The 19,291-nt window shown below is 73.1% G+C and carries 17 protein-coding genes; 13 read left to right on the forward strand and 4 right to left on the reverse strand.

Features of this window, described 5'->3' with window-relative positions:
- Positions 1–51: 51 nt before the first annotated feature.
- The 3 genes from ACT3SQ_RS14065 to ACT3SQ_RS14075 are packed head-to-tail and all read left to right on the forward strand — an operon-like array spanning position 52 to position 3,382.
- Positions 52–1,296: a pyridoxal-phosphate-dependent aminotransferase family protein gene (locus ACT3SQ_RS14065; RefSeq protein WP_444601232.1), complete on the forward strand. Its 1,245-nt coding sequence runs from the start codon at positions 52–54 to the stop codon at positions 1,294–1,296.
- Positions 1,293–2,534: an allantoate amidohydrolase gene (locus ACT3SQ_RS14070; RefSeq protein WP_444601233.1), complete on the forward strand. Its 1,242-nt coding sequence runs from the start codon at positions 1,293–1,295 to the stop codon at positions 2,532–2,534. The genes ACT3SQ_RS14065 and ACT3SQ_RS14070 overlap by 4 nt, the downstream gene beginning before the upstream one ends.
- Positions 2,531–3,382 (forward strand): MurR/RpiR family transcriptional regulator, encoded by an 852-nt coding sequence (locus tag ACT3SQ_RS14075; RefSeq protein WP_444601234.1) that lies wholly within the window; start codon positions 2,531–2,533, stop codon positions 3,380–3,382. The genes ACT3SQ_RS14070 and ACT3SQ_RS14075 overlap by 4 nt, the downstream gene beginning before the upstream one ends.
- A gap of 81 nt (positions 3,383–3,463) precedes the next feature.
- On the opposite strand, the gene ACT3SQ_RS14080 is transcribed toward ACT3SQ_RS14075, so the two are convergent.
- Positions 3,464–4,558, reverse strand: a complete 1,095-nt coding sequence (locus ACT3SQ_RS14080) for an ABC transporter substrate-binding protein (protein WP_444601235.1) — start codon at positions 4,556–4,558, stop codon at positions 3,464–3,466.
- Between the two features lie 267 nt (positions 4,559–4,825).
- Between ACT3SQ_RS14080 and uraH the strand changes: the two genes are divergently transcribed.
- The 5 genes from uraH to ACT3SQ_RS14105 are packed head-to-tail and all read left to right on the forward strand — an operon-like array spanning position 4,826 to position 11,720.
- On the forward strand, positions 4,826–5,146 hold the full coding sequence (gene uraH, locus ACT3SQ_RS14085) for a hydroxyisourate hydrolase (protein WP_444601249.1): 321 nt from the start codon (positions 4,826–4,828) through the stop codon (positions 5,144–5,146).
- 1 nt (position 5,147) lies between these two features.
- Positions 5,148–6,137: a factor-independent urate hydroxylase gene (pucL, locus tag ACT3SQ_RS14090; protein ID WP_444601236.1), complete on the forward strand. Its 990-nt coding sequence runs from the start codon at positions 5,148–5,150 to the stop codon at positions 6,135–6,137.
- A gap of 11 nt (positions 6,138–6,148) precedes the next feature.
- Positions 6,149–7,576: an allantoinase AllB gene (gene allB / locus ACT3SQ_RS14095; protein ID WP_444601237.1), complete on the forward strand. Its 1,428-nt coding sequence runs from the start codon at positions 6,149–6,151 to the stop codon at positions 7,574–7,576.
- Positions 7,573–8,832, forward strand: a complete 1,260-nt coding sequence (locus tag ACT3SQ_RS14100; protein ID WP_444601238.1) for an XdhC family protein — start codon at positions 7,573–7,575, stop codon at positions 8,830–8,832. Before allB ends, ACT3SQ_RS14100 begins: the two co-directional genes overlap by 4 nt.
- The gene (locus tag ACT3SQ_RS14105; RefSeq protein WP_444601239.1) at positions 8,829–11,720 is read left to right on the forward strand and encodes a molybdopterin-dependent oxidoreductase; all 2,892 of its coding nucleotides are present in this window, start codon (positions 8,829–8,831) and stop codon (positions 11,718–11,720) included. Before ACT3SQ_RS14100 ends, ACT3SQ_RS14105 begins: the two co-directional genes overlap by 4 nt.
- A 7-nt stretch (positions 11,721–11,727) precedes the next feature.
- Here ACT3SQ_RS14105 and ACT3SQ_RS14110 read toward each other — a convergent pair whose 3' ends face one another.
- A complete protein-coding gene (locus ACT3SQ_RS14110) occupies positions 11,728–12,372 on the reverse strand; it encodes a nucleoside deaminase (RefSeq protein WP_444601240.1) in 645 nt (214 codons plus the stop codon).
- 272 nt (positions 12,373–12,644) lie between these two features.
- On the opposite strand from ACT3SQ_RS14110, the gene ACT3SQ_RS14115 reads away from it, so the two are divergent.
- Genes ACT3SQ_RS14115 through ACT3SQ_RS14135 form a run of 5 tightly spaced genes read left to right on the forward strand, consistent with a single transcriptional unit; the run spans position 12,645 to position 17,244 of the window.
- Positions 12,645–13,727 (forward strand): ABC transporter substrate-binding protein, encoded by a 1,083-nt coding sequence (locus ACT3SQ_RS14115; RefSeq protein WP_444601241.1) that lies wholly within the window; start codon positions 12,645–12,647, stop codon positions 13,725–13,727.
- A gap of 47 nt (positions 13,728–13,774) precedes the next feature.
- Entirely contained in the window at positions 13,775–14,614 is an 840-nt protein-coding gene (locus tag ACT3SQ_RS14120) for an ABC transporter ATP-binding protein (RefSeq protein ID WP_444601242.1), read from the forward strand.
- A 32-nt stretch (positions 14,615–14,646) separates the two neighbouring features.
- Positions 14,647–15,516: an ABC transporter permease gene (locus ACT3SQ_RS14125; RefSeq protein WP_444601243.1), complete on the forward strand. Its 870-nt coding sequence runs from the start codon at positions 14,647–14,649 to the stop codon at positions 15,514–15,516.
- Positions 15,516–16,304, forward strand: a complete 789-nt coding sequence (locus tag ACT3SQ_RS14130) for an ABC transporter permease (RefSeq protein WP_444601244.1) — start codon at positions 15,516–15,518, stop codon at positions 16,302–16,304. Before ACT3SQ_RS14125 ends, ACT3SQ_RS14130 begins: the two co-directional genes overlap by 1 nt.
- A 4-nt stretch (positions 16,305–16,308) precedes the next feature.
- Positions 16,309–17,244, forward strand: coding sequence for an FAD binding domain-containing protein (locus tag ACT3SQ_RS14135; RefSeq protein WP_444601245.1), 936 nt, complete (start codon positions 16,309–16,311; stop codon positions 17,242–17,244).
- On the opposite strand, the gene ACT3SQ_RS14140 is transcribed toward ACT3SQ_RS14135, so the two are convergent.
- Together ACT3SQ_RS14140 and ACT3SQ_RS14145 are read right to left on the reverse strand one after the other, a co-directional pair.
- Complete coding sequence (locus ACT3SQ_RS14140) at positions 17,232–17,924, reverse strand: hypothetical protein (protein WP_444601246.1); 693 nt, start codon at positions 17,922–17,924, stop codon at positions 17,232–17,234. The two genes, ACT3SQ_RS14135 and ACT3SQ_RS14140, sit on opposite strands and share 13 nt — an antisense overlap.
- A 190-nt stretch (positions 17,925–18,114) precedes the next feature.
- Positions 18,115–19,203 (reverse strand): 2,3-butanediol dehydrogenase, encoded by a 1,089-nt coding sequence (locus ACT3SQ_RS14145; RefSeq protein WP_444601247.1) that lies wholly within the window; start codon positions 19,201–19,203, stop codon positions 18,115–18,117.
- Positions 19,204–19,291 lie beyond the last annotated feature (88 nt).

Genomic DNA, 19,291 nt, shown 5'->3' on the forward strand with positions numbered 1-19,291 from the left:
TGCATTGACTGGGGGTTCGCCCCAGGAACGTCCCCAGAACGGATCCCACCCATGAGCACCGCCCCGATCGATCCGCCGCATCGGCTCCTGATGGGTCCCGGCCCGATCAGCGCCGATCCGCGCGTGCTGCGCGCGATGTCCGCCGCGCTGGTGGGCCAGTTCGACCCCGCGATGACCGCCTGGATGACCGAGACCCAGACCCTCTACCGCGAGGTGTTCCGCACCGCGAACGAGGCGACCCTGCTGGTGGACGGCACCTCCCGGGCCGGCACCGAGGCGGTCATGGTCTCCCTGCTCGAGCCCGGGGATCGGGTGCTGGTCCCGGTGTTCGGCCGCTTCGGCCACCTGCTGGTGGAGATCGCCGAGCGCTGCGGCGCGGCGGTGAGCACCGTGGAGGCCGAGTGGGGTCAGGTGGTCCCCGTCTCCCGGATCGAGGAGGCCGTGGCGCGGGAGCGTCCGAAGCTGCTCGCGGTTGTCCAGGGCGACACCTCCACCACCATGAACCAGCCCCTCGAGGAGCTCGGCGCGATCGCCGCGCGACACGGCGCCCTGCTGTACGCCGACGCGACCGCGTCCCTCGGCGGCAACGAGCTGGCGGTGGACGCGTGGGGTATCGATGCCGCCACCGCCGGACTGCAGAAGTGCCTGGCCGGCCCGTCGGGCAGCTCCCCGCTGACCCTCTCCGCTCGGGCACGGGAGGTCATCGCCGCACGGCGGCACGTCGAGGCCGGGATCGCCGACGGCAGCCCCGGCCGCGGCCGACGCATCGCCTCGAACTACTTCGACCTCTCGATGATCCTGGACTACTGGGGCGAGCAGCGGCTGAACCACCACACCGAGGCGACCAGCATGCTGTACGCCGCGCGCGAGTGCGCCCGGCTGCTGGTCGAGGAGGGGATGGAGGCGTCCGTCGTCCGCCACCGTCTCCACGGGGGAGCGATGGCCGCCGGCGTGCAGGGCCTGGGGCTGGAGCTGTTCGGGGACCAGACCCACCGGATGCACAACGTGCTGGCCGTGAGGATCCCCGACGGGATCGACGGGGACGCTGCCCGTGCCGCGATGCTCGAGGACTACGGGATCGAGATCGGCACCAGCTTCGGGCCGCTGCACGGGACGGTGTGGCGCATCGGCACCATGGGCTACAACGCCCGCCGGGACGCCGTGCTGCTCACCCTCGCCGCGCTCGAGCAGGTGCTCCGCCGCGGCGGCGTGAGCGTGCGGGGCGGCGGAGGCGTCGGCGCGGCCCTCGAGCACTACGACGGAGCGACCCCTGAGAGCGCGGGAGGTGCGCGATGAGCGCCGACGCCCTCGAGGCAGCCCGCCGCATCATGGCCGACTGCGACCGGATCGCCGCCATCTCCGCGCGCGAGGACGGCATCGAGCGCACCTACCTCACCCCCGAGCACGCCCGCCACAACCCGGTGGCCGCCGAACTGATGACCGCCGCCGGGATGCGCACCTGGCAGGACGCCGCCGGGAACCAGCGCGGGCGGCTCGAGGGCTCCCGGGAAGGACTGCCCGCCCTGGTGCTCGCCTCCCATCTGGACACGGTGCCGGACGCCGGGCGGTACGACGGGATCCTCGGGGTGCTGCTCGCCGTCGAGACCGTCGCCCGGCTGCGGGAGCGGGCCGCGGAGCTGCCCTTCGCCCTCGAGGTCGTCGCCTTCGCCGACGAGGAGGGCACCCGCTTCGGCGTCACCCTGCTGGGCAGCCGCGCGCTGGCCGGCACCTGGGAGCCCGAGTGGTTCGACCTGCCCGACGCGGACGGCGTGACCATGGCCGAGGCCTTCGCCTCCTTCGGCCTGGACCCCGCCCGGATCGACGAGGCGGCGCTGCGCCGCGAGGACCTCGCCGGCTACCTCGAGGTGCACATCGAGCAGGGCCCCTTCCTCGAGGCGGCGGACCGGCCCCTCGGCGTGGTCACCTCGATCGCGGGCGCCCGCCGTTTCGCCCTCACCATCCACGGGGAGGCCCGGCATGCCGGCGGCACCCCCTACGAGCGGCGCCGCGACGCGCTGATCGGCGCGAGCCGTGCGGTGCTCGACATCGAGCGGATCGCCCGGGAGCACGGAGCGATCGCGACCGTCGGCCGCCTCGAGGCGTTCCCCGGCGGGGTCAACGTGGTGCCCGGACGGGTGGAGATGTCGCTGGACCTGCGCGCCGAGACGGACCGGCTGCGCGACGAGGTGCTCGAGCGGATCCTGGAGCGTGTGCGCGGCGCCTGCGCTGAGCGGCGGCTCACGCTGGACGTGGAGCAGATCCACGCGGCCCCGGCCGTGCGCTGCGCACCCCGTCTGATGGATGCGGTGCGTGCGGGGATCCGTGCGACGGGCGATGATGAGCCGATGGAGCTGTTCTCCCGCGCCGGTCACGATGCGATGGCGATGGCCGCCGTCACCGACATCGGCATGCTGTTCGTCCGCTGCGCCGATGGCGTCAGCCACCACCCCGACGAGTCCGTCACCGTCGAGGACGTGGCCGTCGCCCTGCAGGCCTTCGAGGCGGCCGTCCTGCACACCGCGGGCGCGGCATGAGCGGTGCCCGCATCGACGCGCGGATCGACGGCAGGTATGCCGAGCTCACGCCCCAGGAGCGGCGGATCTGCGACTTCCTGCTCGAGCACCTCGGCGACCTGGCCGTGTTCAGCGCCGCGGACATCAGTCGCGAGACCGGGGTGTCCAAGGCGACGGTGAGTCGGCTGTTCCGCAAGCTGGACTTCGCGGACTTCCGCGAGGTCAAGGAGCACACCCGGGCCATGCGCAGCGCCGGCACGCCGCTCGCGGCGCCCACCCGGACCGGCGTGCCGGGACTGGGGCCCGGTCTGGAGGCGCATCTGCGCGCGGAGCGGGAGAATCACGACCGTCTGCTCAGCGTGCTCTCCGCCGGGGGGCTCGAGCAGGCCACCGCCCTGCTGAGCAGGGCGCGGCGGATCCTCGTCATCGGCCTGCGCAACAGCTATCCGGTCGCCCTGCATCTGCACCAGCAGCTGATCCAGGCGCGGGAGGACGTGCGGGTGGCGCCGCGGCCGGGCCAGGCGCTGGGGGAGGAGCTGGTCGGCATCGGCGCGAACGACCTGGTGGTGCTGGTCGGCTTCCGACGACGTCCCGCCACCTTCCCCGACCTCGCCTCGGCGATCTCCGACGGACCGGCCTCGTGCCTGCTGATCGGCGACGGCACCGCCCGCCCCTACGCCGCCGGGGCCGACTGCTGGCTCGAGTGCCCGATCGACTCCGACGGCGCCTTCGACTCCTACTCGACCGCGATGGCGCTGGTGTCGGTGCTGTCGAACGGCGTGCTGAACCGGCTGGGGCCGGAGGGGGCCCGCCGCATCAGCCGGATCACCGCCGCCTATGACGCCCTCGGGGAGCTCGAGGGCAGCTGAGCCGGAGCGGCAGGCGGCCGCTCCCCGCGCGCACGGGAACGGGGGCGGACCCTGCGGTCCGCCCCCGTCGGCTCCCCCATGTCAGATCAGGTCGGGGTTCTCCGCGTAGACCTCCTCGAGCAGGGTGGTGTCGAAGCAGTCCTCGACGGTGAGCTCGTACCCGGCTCCCGCGAGTGCCTCCACGTTCTGCTGCATCAGCTCGGCCGACATGGTCAGCAGCCCGTTGGCGGTGGTCTCCTCGGTGCTGACCAGGTCGATCTGCTCCTCCGCCTGCCGGATCTCCTTCTCCAGGTCCAGGCCCAGATCCTGCCCGAACTCCTCGACCGCCAGCCGGGCGCCCTCCTCGGGCTCGGCGACGGCGTCCCTCCAGCCGCGGATGAGGGCGAGCAGCGCGGCCTTGAGCGCCTCGCGCCGGGTCTCGATGCTCTCCTGGGTGACCACCAGGCTCTCGGCCATGAACGGCAGGCCGTTGTCCGCCAGCGGCAGGTTCACCACGTCCTCGCCGGCGAGCTCCAGGGTCAGCGCCTCGTTGGTGAGGTAGCCGAAGAACCCGTCGACCTCGCCGTTCACGAGCGGCTGCGGGTCGTACTGCACCGGCACCTTCTCGAGCTGGGCCGCGTCGATCCCGTTGGCGGCGAGGAACCCGTCGAACAGGGTCTCGTTCACGCCGGTCTGCACGCCGATCTTCTTGCCGACGAGGTCCGCCGGGGTCGCGATCGGGGCCGCGTCGCCGAGGGAGATGATCGTGAAGGGGTTCTTCTGGTAGGTGGTGCCGATGATCTTCAGCGGCGCCTCCTCGTCCTGGATCAGCGGCGCCACGCCGAGCGGCGAGGTGGTGCCCATGATCGCCGAGCCCGAGAGGACCATCGTCTCGCTCGAGGTGCCGGACGGTCCGCCGGCGATGAGGTTCACCTCGGAGAACCCGGCCTCCTCGAAGTAGCCGCGGTCGATGGCCATGTACTCGCCGGCGAACTCCGCGTTCTTGATCCACGAGAGGTTGATGTCGAGCGTGCCGTAGTCGGCCGCGCCCTCCCCGCCGTCGGAGGAGCCGCCGGAGGCGGACTCGGCGTCGGCCCCGCCGCAGGCGGCCAGCGACAGGGCGCCGAGCGCGGCGAGGGACGTGCCGATCACGACGCGTCGGGTCGGGGTGGAGGCAGAGGTGCGAGGAATCTTCATGGCGTTCGCCTTCTTCTCAAGGGGTGCAGCGCCTCGGGGCAGTGGCGGCGAGTCCGACGCTAGGGATCGTGTGTTTCAGCGGGCGTCTGGGCCTGTTTCACGGTGGTTACATCTGCAGAGCAGACCCGCGAAACACATGTTTTACACGGGAGAAACGGTCCGGCCGCACTCGATTTCTAGCGTGGAGGAACCAGGGTGGGAGCCGGCCGCGCAGCCTGTCGCAGGCGGCGCGCGGGACCCGCCGACCGCCGGAGGAAGGACGCCGTCATCAGCCACGTCACCACCCACGTGCTCGACACCGGCACCGGCCGGCCCGCTGTCGGCGTCGCCGTGACTCTCCTGGATGCTGGCGGCTCCGAGGTCGCGACCGGGGTCACCGACACCGACGGGCGCGTGCGCGACCTCGGCCCGATCGCGCTCGTGCCGGGCACCTACCGTCTCCGCTTCGCGACCGGCGCCTACTACGCCGAACGCCGCCAGGACACGTTCTTCCCCGAGGTCGAGGTGGCCTTCTCCCTCGACGAAGCCCACGCCCATGTGCCGCTCCTGCTGAGCCCCTTCGCCCACTCCACCTACCGAGGCAGCTGACATGCTCGAGACCACCACCCCGCAGACCCCCGCCCCGTCGGCCACCCCCGCGGGCTCCGCGCCCGCCGGCTCCGCCCCCACCGCCGTGCTGGGCCGGAACCAGTACGGCAAGGCCGAGGTGCGGCTCGTCCACGTGGGCCGCTCCGCCCTGCGCCATGCGCTGACGGACCTGAACGTCACCTCGATGCTGCGCGGCGACTTCGAGGACTGCTACCGCACCGGCGACAACGCGCGCGTCATCGCCACCGACACGCAGAAGAACACCGTCTACGCCTTCGCGAAGCAGTACGGCGTCGCCGGTCCCGAGCGGTTCCTGCTGCGCCTGGCCGAGCACTTCATGGCCGAGGGCACGTGGCTGACCGGCGGGCGCTGGGAGGCCGAGCAGTTCGGCTGGGAGCGCATCACCGCCGCAGGTGAGGGGCACGACCACTCCTTCGTGCGCACCGGCCCCGAGGTCCGCACCGCCGCCGTCACCGTCCAGGACGGCGCCACCCACGTGATCGGCGGGATCAAGGACCTCGTGGTCCTGAAGTCGACCGGCAGCGAGTTCCACGGCTTCCCGCGGGACCGGTACACGACCCTGCCCGAGACCACCGACCGCATCCTCGCCACCGAGGTCACCGCCCGCTGGCGCTTCCGTGAGCCCGTCGCGGCCGACGGGACCTCCGGCGTCGACCCGGACGAGACCTTCGCGGCGGTGCGCGCGGTGCTGTTGGAGACCTTCGCGACCACGCACTCCCTGTCCCTGCAGCAGACCCTCTTCGCGATCGGCGAGGCCGTGCTCGCCGCCCGTCCGGAGCTGGCCGAGATCCGCATGGTCATGCCCAACAAGCACCACTACCTCGTGGACCTCAGCCCCTTCGAGCTCGGCAACGACAACGAGGTGTTCATCGCCGGGGACCGCCCCTACGGGCTCATGCAGGCCGCGGTCACCCGCCCCGGCGAGCCCGACCAGCCGGCCGCCTGGGAGTGGCTCGGCGGATTCTGCTGAGGCCCCGGACCATGCCAGGACCAGGGACGACGGCCGCGACGAAAGCCGGGACGAGCTCCGGCGAGCTGCACACCGTCCGCGCCCACGAGATGCTGCTCGGGGACCGGCTCGTCGCGGCCGAGCTCGACATCGAGGACGGCCGGATCACCGTGATCCGCCCGCTCCCGGACGGGGCACCGCGCCTGCCCGGCACCCTCGTCGTCCCCGACGGTCTGCAGGTGCTGCCCGGGAACGTGGACACCCACGTGCACATCAACGAGCCCGGTCGCACCGAATGGGAGGGTTTCGCGACCGCCACCCGCGCCGCCGCGCTCGGCGGGGTCACGACCCTCGTGGACATGCCGCTGAACTCCATCCCGCCCACGATCGACGTGGCATCGCTGCGTGTGAAGCAGGCCGCCGCCCGCGACGCACTCGCGGTGGACCTCGGGTTCTGGGGCGGGATCGTCCCCGGCAGCACCGCCCAGCTGCGCCCGCTGTGGGAGGCGGGTGTGATGGGCTTCAAGTGCTTCCTGCTGCCGTCGGGGGTGGACGAGTTCCCGCCGGTCGATGCCGCCCAGCTGCGCGCGGCGATGCATGAGGTCGCCAGCTTCGACGGGCTCGTGATCGTCCACGCCGAGGACGCCTCCACCATCGACGCCGCCCCGGCGGTGCCGTCCGCGAAGTACACCGACTTCGTCGCCTCCCGGCCCGAGTCCGCCGAGGTCACTGCGATCGCGGGGCTCATCGAGGCGGTGCGCGAGACCGGGGCCCGCACCCACCTGCTCCACCTCTCCAGCGCCCGCGCCCTGGACCTCATCCAGCAGGCCAAGGCGGAGGGTCTGCCGCTCACGGTCGAGACCTGCCCGCACTACCTGTGCTTCGCCGCGGAGGCCGTGCCGGATGCGTCGCCGGAGTACAAGTGCTGCCCGCCGATCCGCGACGCCGGCAACCGCGACGCCCTCTGGCAGGGCCTCGAGGCCGGGCTCATCGACATGATCGTCACCGACCACTCGCCGTCCTCCCCGGCGGAGAAGCACCGCGGCGCCCCCGACCTCCAGCAGGCCTGGGGCGGGATTTCCGGACTCCAGGCCGGATTCACCGCCGTCGCCGCCGAGGCCCGCACCCGCGGCATCGACATCGCCCAGGTGAGTCGCTGGATGGCGCGGGCGACCGCCGACCTCGTGGGCCTCGCCCACAAGGGCCGCCTCGAGGTGGGCGCCGACGCGGACCTGATCCTCTACGACCCGGCCCGCCCCCAGACCCTGCGCGCGGACCGCTTCGTTCACCGTCACCCGCTCTCCGCCTACGACGGCCTCGCGCTCCAGGGCGCGGTGGTCGATGCGGTGCTGCGCGGGCAGATCCTCACGGCCGACGAGGACGCGTCCCCGCGCGGCCGGTTCCTCACGGGGCACGGGGCGACGGCGCCCGGCGCGGAGCAGGCGGGAGCGGGCGCATGAGCGACACCCTCGCCGCGCCGCTCCAGGGTGCCCTCGCCGCGGCCTGCACTCGCTGGCTCGAGGCCGGCAAGCCCCTCGCGCTCGCCACCATCGTCGCGACCGAGGGCTCCGCGCCCCGGCCGCTCGGCACCACGATGGTGATCGGGGAGGGCGGGCTGGTGCGCGGCTCCCTCTCCGGCGGCTGCGTCGAGTCAGACCTCATCGAGCAGGGCCTCGAGGTGCTCGCCACCGGCGTGCCCGAGCGCCGCACCTACGGCTACACCGACGCCGCCGCCTGGGAGGTGGGTCTCATGTGCGGCGGCAGCATCGACGTGCTCGTCCAGCCTCTCGCCGCCCCGGACCCCGCCGCTGGACTCGACGCGCTGCTGGACGGTGCACCGGGAGCGCTGCTGTGGAGCCTCGACGAACCGAGCCGACGCCTCGCCCTGCCCGTCCCGCTCGCCGACGACGCGGGGGAGTGGGAGGGCCCGCTCGCGGCACTGCTCGCCGGGGCCGACGGGCCCGGCGCCACCTTCGAGGCCGACGCGACCGGCGGGGCCAGCGAGCCCGTGCTCTTCGTCGACCCCGCGCTCGTGCGCCGCCTCGCCGCACAGCTCGCCGCCCGCACCGCCGCCGGCGAGACCGGCATCGTCTCCCTCCCCACCGACTGCGGTCTGCTCGCCGAGGGCATCCCGACCCTGCCCGCACCCGATGCCCCCGAGCTGTTCCTCCTCGTGAGGCGCCCCGCCCCGCGCCTCATCGTCAGCGGCACCACCGACCTCGCCGCGGCCCTCCTTGCCCAGGGCCACACCCTCGGCTACGACACCACCGTCGTCGACCCGCGCAGTACCTTCCTCACCCGCGAGCGGTTCCCCGCCGCGGACCGGATCGTCGTCGCCCGCCCCGACCGCTACCTCCGCGAGGAGGACGAGGCCGGGCGGCTGGACCACCGCACCGTCATCGCGTGCCTGGGTCATGATCCGAAGATCGACGACCCCCTGGTCGAGACCGCGCTCTCCCTCCCGGTCGCCTACGTCGGCGCGATGGGCTCCCGCCGCACCCACGACAAGCGGATCCGCCGCCTCCTCGAACGGGGCGTGACCATCGCCCAGCTCGAGGCCCTGCACTCGCCGATCGGCCTGGACCTCGGCGGCTCTACCCCCGCCGAGTTCGCGCTCTCCGTCATGGCGGAGGTCGTCGCCGAGCGCACCGGTCGCGCGGCCGCCCAGCCGCTGCGCACCACCACCGGCCCCCTGCACGGAAGCATCCCCGCATGACCACCACCCCGCAGACCTCCCGCCCCGCACCCCCGGCCGGAGCCCCCGTGATCGTCGACGGCACCCCGGCCGCGGCCCCGCCCCGCCCCGGCCAGTGCCTGCGCACCTACCTGCGCGACCTCGGCCGGCTCGGCGTGAAGAAGGGCTGCGACGGAGGCGACTGCGGCGCCTGCACCGTCCACCTGGACGGCAAGCCCGTGCACAGCTGCGTCGTCCCCGCCGTGCGCGCCGCCGGCTCCGCCGTCACCACCATCAACGGCCTCGCCGCGACCGCCCCCGCACCCACCGAGATCCCGGCAGATGCCGCAGCCCCGTCGGCCGATGCGACCCCGCCCGCCCCGGCGGGCCCTGCCACCCCGCCCGAGCACCCCGTCCAGTGCGCGTTCCGCAAGGCGCAGGGCTTCCAGTGCGGGTTCTGCACCCCCGGCATGATCATGACCGCCGCGGCGCTGACCGACGGGGACCGCGCCGACCTGCCCCGCTCCCTCAAGGGCAACCTCTGCCGCTGCACCGGCTACTCAGCGATCGAGGACGCGATCGCCGGCTGCGTCCACGTCGAGGAGGGGGCGGCCGCGGGTCGCAGCCTCGGCGCCCCCGCCGCCCGCCGCGTCGTCACCGGCACCGAGCCGTACACCCTCGACGTCGACCCCGCGACGCTGCCCGGGCTGCTGCACCTGAAGCTGCTGCGCTCCCCGCACGCCCACGCCCGGATCCGGGCGATCGACACCGCCTCCGCGCTCGCCGTCCCCGGCGTGCACAGCGTCCTCACCCACGAGGACGCCCCGGACGTCCTGTTCTCCACCGGCCAGCACGAGCACCTCGCCGACGACCCTCTGGACACCCGGGTGCTCGACGACACCGTCCGCTTCGTCGGGCAGCGCGTCGCGGCCGTGCTCGCCGACTCCGTCGCGGCGGCCGAGGCCGGGGTGCGCGCCCTGCAGGTCGACTACGAGCTCCTCGAGGCGAACACCGACCCCACCCGAGCCCGCACCGGTCCGGCCCTGCACGGCGAGAAGACCGAGGGCTCCGGCATCGCCGACGCGGCCACGAACCTCGTCGCCGTCCTGCACACCCGGGTCGGGGACCTCGAGGCCGGCCTCGCCCGTGCCGCCGTCGTGATCGACCGCGAGTTCGAGACCCAGCGCGTCCAGCACGTCAGCCTCGAGACCCACGCCTCGATCGCCTCCCTCGACCCCGACGGCACGCTCGTGGTCCGCTCGAGCACCCAGGTCCCCTACCTCGCCCGCCGCACCCTGGCGCGCCTGTTCGACCTGCCCGCTGAGAAGGTCCGGGTGGTCGCTCCACGGGTCGGCGGCGGCTTCGGCGGGAAGCAGGAGGTGTTCACCGAGGACCTGGTGGCGCTCGCGACCCTGCGCACCGGCCGGCCCGTGCAGCTCGAGCACACCCGCACCGAGCAGTTCACCTCCACCTCGGTGCGCCACCCCATGCGGCTGCGGGTCCGGGCCGGGGCCGACACCGACGGTCGCCTCACCGCGATCCACCTCTCGCTGCTGTCGAACACCGGCGCCTACGGCAACCACGGCCCCGGCACCATGTTCCACGGCACGGGCGAATGCCTGGCCGTCTACAGCGCACCGGCCAAGGCGGTGGACGCAGAGGTCGTCTACACGAACACCGTCCCCTCCGGGGCGTTCCGCGGCTACGGGCTCAGCCAGACCGTCTTCGCGATCGAGTCCGTGATGGACGAGCTCGCCCGTGCCCTGGGCCTGGACCCCTTCGCGTTCCGCCGCCGGAACGTGATCCGCGAGGGCGATCCGATGATCTCCACGTCGCCGACGCCCACGACGGACGTCGAGTACGGCTCCTACGGCCTGGACCAGTGCCTGGACCTGGTCGAGGAGGCGCTCGCCGCCCCGGCGGAGGGGGCCGACGGCGGTGCCCGGGGGGCCGCGGGGCTCGGCCCCGACTGGGCGATCGGCACCGGCATGGCGCTGTCGATGCTGGACACGGTGCCGCCGCGCGGCCACCACTCCCACAGCCGGCTCGCCCTGCGGGGCGACGGGAGGATTGAGGTGCGGGCGGGCACGGCCGAGTTCGGCAACGGCACCACCACCGTCCACGTCCAGCTCGCCGCGGCCGCGCTCGGCTGCGCCTCGGAGCGGATACGCATCCTGCAGTCTGACACCGCCCTGGTCGGCCACGACACCGGGGCGTACGGCTCGGCCGGCACCGTGGTCGCCGGTAAGGCGACCTTCCACGCCGCGCAGGCCCTCGCCCGCCGGCTCGCCGAGAGGGCGTCGGAGCTCCGCGGCACGACCACGGACCCGGCGGACTGGGCGGGGGAGGAGGCCGGTCTCCGCCACGGGGTGACCGCGACCCTCGTCCCCTGGGACGAGCTCGCCGCGAGCACCACCGGCCCGGACTCCCCGGGGCCGCTCGAGGCGGAGGCCCACTGGAACGGCTCGCCCCGCTCCGTCGCCTTCAACGTCCACGGGGTGCGGGTCGCCGTGCACCGCCGCACCGGCGAGCTGCGGATCCTGCGCAGCATCCAGGCGGCCGATGCCGGCTTCGTGGTCAACCCCCACCAGTGCCGCGGCCAGGTGCAGGGCGGCGCCGCGCAGGCCCTCGGCGCCGCCCTCCACGAGGAGGTCGTGGTCGAGGCGGAGGGGCGGGTGAGCACCGACATCCTGCGCCAGTACCACATCCCCACCTACGCCGACGTCCCCCGCACCGAGGTGCTCTTCGCGACCACGAGCGACCGGCTCGGCCCGCTGGGCGCGAAGTCCATGAGCGAGAGCCCGTACACGCCCGTCGCCCCGGCGCTCACCAACGCGGTCCGCGACGCCGTCGGGGTGAGGGTGACGTCCCTGCCCATGAGCCGGGACCGCTTGTACCTCGCGATGAAGGCCGCCGGGGTGATGGGCTGACGGGACCTCAGCCCGCGTGCACCCCGGTGCCCCGCGCGTTGTACAGCGTCGCGGAGCCCGCGGAGACGAGGTCCCGGTAGCCGGCCAGCACCTCGACCGCCTCCTCGCGCAGCACGTCGGTCTCCACCTCGATGCCCCGCTCTCGGAACCGGCCGATCCAGTCCTCCGGCATGGGGCCCTCGTCGAAGCCGGTGAGCTCCTCCACCTCGGGTCCGTCCACAGCGATGACCAGGCGCGTCACCCCCGACCACATGGTCGCGCCGTAGCACATGACGCACGGGCGCGCGTTGACCCACAGCTCGAGCGGGGCCGCGCCGGCGGCGCCCAGATCCCAGGCACCCCGCCGCGTCTGCGCGAGGGAGAGCGTCGTGACCTCGGCGTGCATCGAGGACAGCCCCGAGGCGAGCACCCGGTTCACGCCAGCCGCGACGATCTCCCCGCTCGCGCCGTCGCGCACCAGGGCGGCGAAGGGCCCGCCGCCGCCCTCGCGCACGTTCCGCTCCGCGAGCCGGTTCAGCAGCCGCATGAGCACGGTGCGCGCGGCCGGGGAGTCGCCGCTCGGGGCGGCGCCGAGCGCGGCCACCTCCTCCGCGACCCAGTCCGGCATGGTGACGCCGAAGGTCGAACGGGCGGTGGATGCGTGCTGGTCCATGGGCTGCCTCCCGGCGGTCTGATGACGGTGCGGACTCGCACCCTCCGGTCGCCGTCAGGCTAGGGGCGGGACGTGTCGGCCATGTTTCCGCGGGTGCCGTCGTGCCGGGGTCCGGGTGCCGGTGGACCCGGGTTTACGCCGCCGAAACAGGAGCGCACCGCTGGCGAAACAGTCGTTCCATAGCGTGGCCGCCACCGGAAGACCTGGTGCGGTGACCGACCTCGGAGCACCGTGCGCGGCTCGCCGGACCGTCCTCCCAGAAAGGGGCTCCCGTGTCCTATCCCCGACCCGCCCTCGTCGGCCCGCGCCGGCTCCGTCCCTCCCGTCGCCTGCTGCTGGGCGGGGCGCTCGCCGCCCCGGCCCTCGCCCTGACCGCGTGCTCCGCGGCCGACGGGTCGGGCGCCGACGCCGGGAGCCTCGGCGGGCTCGAGGTGAACCAGAACTGGATCCGCACCACCGAGTTCGCCGGCGAGTACTTCGCCGACTCCCGCGGCTACTACGCGGAGGCCGGCTTCGACGAGGTGACCCTCATCCCCGGCGGGCCCAGCGGCACCTCCTCCGAGGCGATGGTCCTCTCCGACTCCGCGCTCGTCGGTATGACCACCCCGCTCGCCGCCGGATCGATGGTCGCGGGGGAGGAGGCGCCGCTCGTGCTGCTCGGGGCGAAGTTCCAGCGCAACCCCTTCACCATCTGCTCCACCTCCGCCTCCCCGATCACCACCCCCGCCGATCTCGTCGGCCGGCGGATCGGCGTCGCCACCGGCACCAACGAGGTGCTCTTCGACGCGCTCCTGGAGATCAACGGGATCGACCCCGCCGACGTCGAGCGGGTGACCGTCCAGTTCGACCCGCAGCCCCTGATCAACGGGGAGGTCGACGGGCAGATCTGCACCCTCACCAACGAGGCGATCACCGTCGCCCTCGCGGGCCTGGAGGCCGTGAACCTGCCGCTCGCCGAGAACGGCCTGCCCTTCGTCTCCGGCGCCTTCGTCACCACGGCGGCGAACGTCCAGGAGCGGCGGGAGGAGCTCAAGGCCTTCCTGCTCGGCACGATCCGCGGCTGGCAGGACGCCCTCGCCGACCCGGCGGAGTCCGCCCGGCTCGCCTATGAGGAGTACGGCGCGGACCTCGGCCTGGACCCCGAGAAGGAGCAGCGCCAGGCCGAGGCCCAGAACCAGCTCGTCGTCAGCGAGGAGACCGCGGCGAACGGCCTGTTCACCATCTCCGAGGAGCTCGCCGCGACGAACGTCGAGCTGCTGGCGCTCGCCGGCCACGAGGTCGACCAGGGCTCCTTCTTCGATCCGACCCTGCTGCAGGAGGTCTACGAGGAGCATCCCGACCTGCTCGGCTCCTGACCCGAACTCCTCGGCCACCGACCAGACCTCGATCTGAAGGGCACCCCATGACCACGCAGCACCCCATCCCGTCCCGCGTCAAGATGCCCGAGGCCGGCGCCACCGGCATCGACCTCCGGCGCCTGAGCAAGACCTTCACCTCGGGCCGCCGCCCCGTGACCGCCTTCCAGGACACCCAGCTCGCCACCGACCGCGGCTCGTTCCTCTCGCTGCTGGGCCCCTCGGGATGCGGCAAGTCCACGATCCTGCGGATCCTCGCCGGTCTCGAGGCGCCGACGACCGGCACCGCGCTCGTGGACGGGATGAGCCCCGAGCAGCTGCGCGCCAGCTCCCGCCTCGGGATCGCCTTCCAGGACTCCGCCCTGCTGCCCTGGCGCACCGTGCGCGGCAACATCCGTCTCGCCCTCGAGGTCGCCGGGAAGCTCGAGAACGAGCCCTACATCGACGACCTCCTGGACCTGGTGGGGCTGCGCGCCTTCGAGAACGCGAAGCCGGGCCAGCTCTCCGGCGGCATGCGCCAGCGCGTCTCGATCGCCCGCGCCCTCGTCGTCAAGCCGGAGGTGCTGCTGCTCGACGAGCCCTTCGGCGCGCTCGACGACATGACCCGTCAGCGCCTGAACCTCGAGCTGCTGCGCATCTGGACCGAGAAGCCCGCGACGACCCTGATGGTCACCCACGGCATCTCCGAGGCCGTGTTCCTCTCCGACCAGGTCGCCGTGATGAGCGCGCGGCCCGGCCGGATCGTCGAGGTGTTCGACGTGGACCTGCCGCGCCCCCGCACCCCCGAGATGATGCGCACCCCGGAGTTCCACGCCCTGTGCGACCACGCCTCGGAGGTGCTGTTCGGCGCCCCGGCCGACGCCGCCGCGCTGCCCGAGAGCGCGTGAGCCCGCCGACGCGGGAGAAGGAGGACCATGCCATGACCGCTGCCACCCCCACCACCGCCGTCGCGGACGAGATCCCCGCCGTCCCCTCCCTGCCCGCCCGTCGGCCGCTGCCCCGCTGGGCGATCGGCGTGCTCGGCACCCTCGCCGTGATCGCCGGGTGGTGGATCCTCGCCGGCACGGTGCTCTCCGGGGCCGGGGCCGCCGAGGGCGGTGCGATCCCCACCCCCGGCGCGATCCTCGCCCAGCTCGTGGCCGACGGGTGGACCTACTACTCCCGCAACGCCTCGGTCACCCTCGCGGAGGCGGGCCTCGGCTACCTCCTCGGCAACGCGCTCGCCCTGCTGCTCGCCGCGGTGGTGATGCTGGTGCCCGCGCTCGAGCGGATCATCACCCAGCTGGGCGTCATCAGCTACTGCCTGCCGCTGGTCGCGATCGGTCCGATCATCTTCATCGTCCTCGGTCCGCCCGCCTCCGGCGCCCCCTCCGGGACCGCCGTCGTCCTCGCCGCGCTGTCGGTCTTCTTCACGACCCTGGTCGGCTCGATCCTGGGCCTGCGCAGCGCCGACCGGGCCGCCCTGGACGTCATCACCGTCTACGGCGGCACCCGCCTCACGCAGCTGCGCACCGTCCAGGTCATCTCCGCCCTGCCCAGCGTCCTGAGCTCCCTGAAGATCGCGGCGCCGGGCGCGCTGCTCGGCGCGGTGCTCGGCGAGTACGTGGGCGGCGTCGACCGGGGCCTGGGCCCTGCGATGGTCAACGCCCAGCAGTCCCTCGAGATCGAGCGGGTGTGGGGAGTCGCGATCGTGTGCGGCCTGCTCGCCGGCGTCGCCTTCGCGATCCTCGCGCTCGTCGCCCGCTTCGCCACCCCCTGGTCCACCGGCACCGAAGGAGGCAGGTCCTGATGACCCACGCCCTGAAATCCCTCTCGAGCACCCTCCTCGGGGTGCTGATCTCGCTCGCCGTGGTCCTCGCGATCTGGGCCGGGGGCCTGCGGGTCCTCGACGTCTCCAGCTTCATCGGCAAGGGTCCGCTGGACGTGGTCGGCCATCTCGTACTGGACGAGGACGCTGCCCACCACCGCGCCGCCGTGCTCGGCAACCTCGGCATCACCCTCGCCGACGCGGCGATCGGCTTCGTGGCGGGGCTGGCGCTGGCGATGATCGTCGCGGCCGGGTTCACCCTGGTCCGCGGGGTGGAGGACGCCCTGCTGCCGCTGGCCATGCTGCTGCGCTCCGTGCCGCTGGTCGCGATGGCGCCGATCCTCATCCTGATCTTCGGCCGGGGCACCGCGACCGTCGCCGCCATGGGCGGGATCGTCGTGCTGTTCCCCGCGCTGGTGACGATCGTGCTCGGCCTGCGCTCCGCCTCCCCGGCCATGATCGACGTGATCTCAGTGTTCGGGGGCAGCCGGTTCACCGCTTTCCGTGCCGTGGCCGTGCCCGCTTCGCTGCCCGCCCTGTTCACCGCGCTGCGCATCTCCATCCCGGGAGCGCTGACCGGGGCGCTGCTGGCGGAGTGGCTCGCCACCGGCCAGGGCATCGGCTACCAGATCGTCTCGGACGTCTCCCGCGCCCGCTACGACTCGGTGTGGGCGTCGGTGGTGGTCGTGACCGCGGCGTCGCTCGTGCTCTACGGCCTGGTCTCGCTGCTCGAGCGGCTGGTGCTGCGGCGCATGGGGACGGAGGCCTGAGTCCGTGGACCTCTCTACGGTCGAGGAGGTCCGCGCCACCGCCGACCCCGACGACTTCCGCGAGGGCGATGCCTGGCTCGGCGGCGGCACGGTCCTGTTCTCTTACGGCAGCGACCGGCTGCGCCGTCTGCTCGACCTCCGCTCCGCCGGATGGGAGCCGTGGACCGTGCGGGAGGGGGGCCTGGAGCTGGCCGCGACCTGCACCATCGCCGAGCTCTACGCCCTGCCCGGCACGGAGGCGCCCTACCGGGTGCTCCGTCCCGGCGTCACCGCGCAGCCCCGCGCCGACGGATTCCCGGGCGTCGAGGAGTGGCCGGCGACCGAGATGCTCCGCCCCTGCTGCGACGCCTTCGTCGCTTCCTTCAAGATCTGGAACACCTCGACCGTCGGCGGGAACGTCGCCGCTGCGCTGCCCGCCGGGCCGATGACCTCACTGCTCGCCGGCCTGGACGCCGAGGCGACCGTGTGGGGGCCGGGCGGGGGCCGTCGGCGCCTGCCGGTCGCACAGCTCGTCACGGGCGACCGGCGCACCGCGCTCGCCCCGGGGGAGCTGATCCGCTCCTTCCTCGTCCCGCGGGCCGCGCTCGAGACCCGGGCGGCGTTCCGTCGACTGTCGCTGTCGAACCTCGGCCGCTCCGGCGTGCTGCTGATCGGTCGTGACCTGAGGGACGGCAGGATCCGCCTCACCGTCACCGCCGCGACGGTGCGGCCAGTGCAGCTGGACCTCCCGCTCGACGTCGGGGCGGCGGAGGTGGCCAGGCGAGTCGAAGCGGCGCTGCCGTGGGAGCTGGTCCACGACGACATCCACGGCCTGCCCGAATGGCGACGTGACATGTCCGTGCTGCTCGCCCAGGAGATCCACGTCGAGCTCGGAAGCCCGCCGCAGCCGCCCAGTCCGGCGGCGCACCCGCTCGAGGGCCCCGGCGGTCATCTGCGGTGAGCACGGGCGGCTGCGGGCGCTGTGGGTCGCCCTCGCCTTCGGCATCGACAGCACGGAGTACTCGACCTGCTGGCCGTGGCGGGGATACGGACGATCGACTGGTAGTGCAGATCGTCAGGAGTCTTCCCGCGCCCGGGGGCCGACGGCGACGGACTCCACGGGATGTAGGAGATGAGCACGGCCCGCACGCCGCGGGGGAGGACCAGCTCCACCATCAGGTTCTCCCCGGCGCCGTCGGAGAAGGCGACTGCCTCGGCGACGGACGCCTGCGCGAGCCCGGAGACCTGCGGCGGCATCGGCTGGCGCCGGGCGGTGAGTCCCACCTGCGCCCGGGAGCGGAGACCCTCATCGGGGCTCATCGCGGCGACCATGTGCAGCAGCGCGGTGGTCTCCGCGACGTTGATCTCGAGGAAGGTGTCGAGCAGGTCCACCCCCTCGGGCAGCACCTCGGCCTGGTGCTCCAGATTCGCGAGCTCCGTGACCAACGGCGCCGCAGCCACCCAGAACGCGGACGGATCATCGGAACGCAGCGCTGGGCGGAGCACCCGGATCAGAGGGTTCTCCGCCGCTGGTTCGACGGGGGAGGGCGCATGTCGTGAAGTGTGTAGAGCATGGCGGTTCGAGCGCTGGCGGGCGACGCCCCGTCCGAGCGGGTGGCGGTCATGGCGACGTCGGCTCATGGGGACATTCCATCAGGTGCGGGCCGACGGGGCGAGGAGGCGGGGCGCGAGATGGATGACGCTCAGTTCCGGTTCCGCCCAAAGATTTCGCTCCCGCGGCTGCACGGAGACGCCGAGAGAAACAGCGGGACCGGAGCTCCGCGAGGCGAGGAGCTCCGATCGCGGCCGCCGAACGTCACGGCACCCCGGCTCAGGCCGGGTCGACGCCCTTGCCGGAGGGGGAGACCAGGATCTTCACGGCCGTCTCGTTGCGATGGATGAGGGTGTCGAACCCCTTGTCGATCAGGTCTTCGAGCTGGATGCGCCCGGTGATGAAGGGAGCGAGATCGATCTTGCCGCTCTCCACGAGCTCGATGACCGCCGGGTGGTTGTTGACGTATCCGATCGATCCACGCAGGTCGATCTCCTTCATCACCAGCTTGTGCATGTCGAAGTCGGAGCGGTGGCCCCAGATCGAGATGTTCAGCAGCACCCCGGTGGGTCGCAGCGCATCCATCAGGGTGTCCAGCACCGCCTGCACGCTGGTGGCCTCGAAGGCGATGTCCGCGCCCTTGCCGCCGGTGAGGTCGTGCACCTCCTGGGCCACGTCGACCGCGGCCGGGTCCAGTGCGTGATCGGCGGCGCCGGAGTCCAGGGCCTTCTGGCGGCGCAGCGAGGAGAGCTCGGAGATCACCACTGTCACGCCCAGGGCCCGCAGCACCGCGCCGGTGAGCAGTCCGATGGGGCCGGCGCCGCCGATCACGGCGATATCACCGGCCTTCGCGCCGGAGCGCTGTACTCCGTGATAGGCGACGGCGAGCGGCTCGATGAGGGCGGCCTGGTCCAACGGGATGCTGGGATCGATCTTGTGGACCCAGCGGCGAGGGACGGCGAGCTTCTCGGCCAGGCCGCCCCCGCCGCCGCCGCCGAGGCCGATGAAGTTCATCCCCTCGGAGAGGTGGTAGTCGGTGGAGTCCGGACCGGTGTCGGTGCCGTCTTTGAGGATGTAGGGCTCGACGACCACCGTGTCACCCACCTCGAGGTCGGTGATGCCCTCGCCGAGCGCCGCCACGACCCCGGAGAGTTCGTGGCCGAGCGTCACCGGGGCCGTCTCCCCGGTCCAGGACGTCGGCGTGTCCGGGGTGGGGCAGAAGATCGGACCGTCCAGGTACTCATGCAGATCGGTGCCGCAGATCCCACAGAAGGCGACGTCGATGAGCACCTCGCCAGCGCCGGCGGTGGGTTCGTCGATCTCCTCGATGCGGATGTCCTTGTTACCGTAATAGCGTGCTGCGCGCACCGTGATCAACCCTCTCGACTTCGCTCTCCGGTCGCTTCTCGCCCGGGGAAGTGATGACATCGATCGTAGTGAGCCGGCGGGGATGCGG

The organism is Brachybacterium sp. AOP42-C2-15 (assembly GCF_052377065.1).
Taxonomy (GTDB): Bacteria; Actinomycetota; Actinomycetes; order Actinomycetales; family Dermabacteraceae; genus Brachybacterium.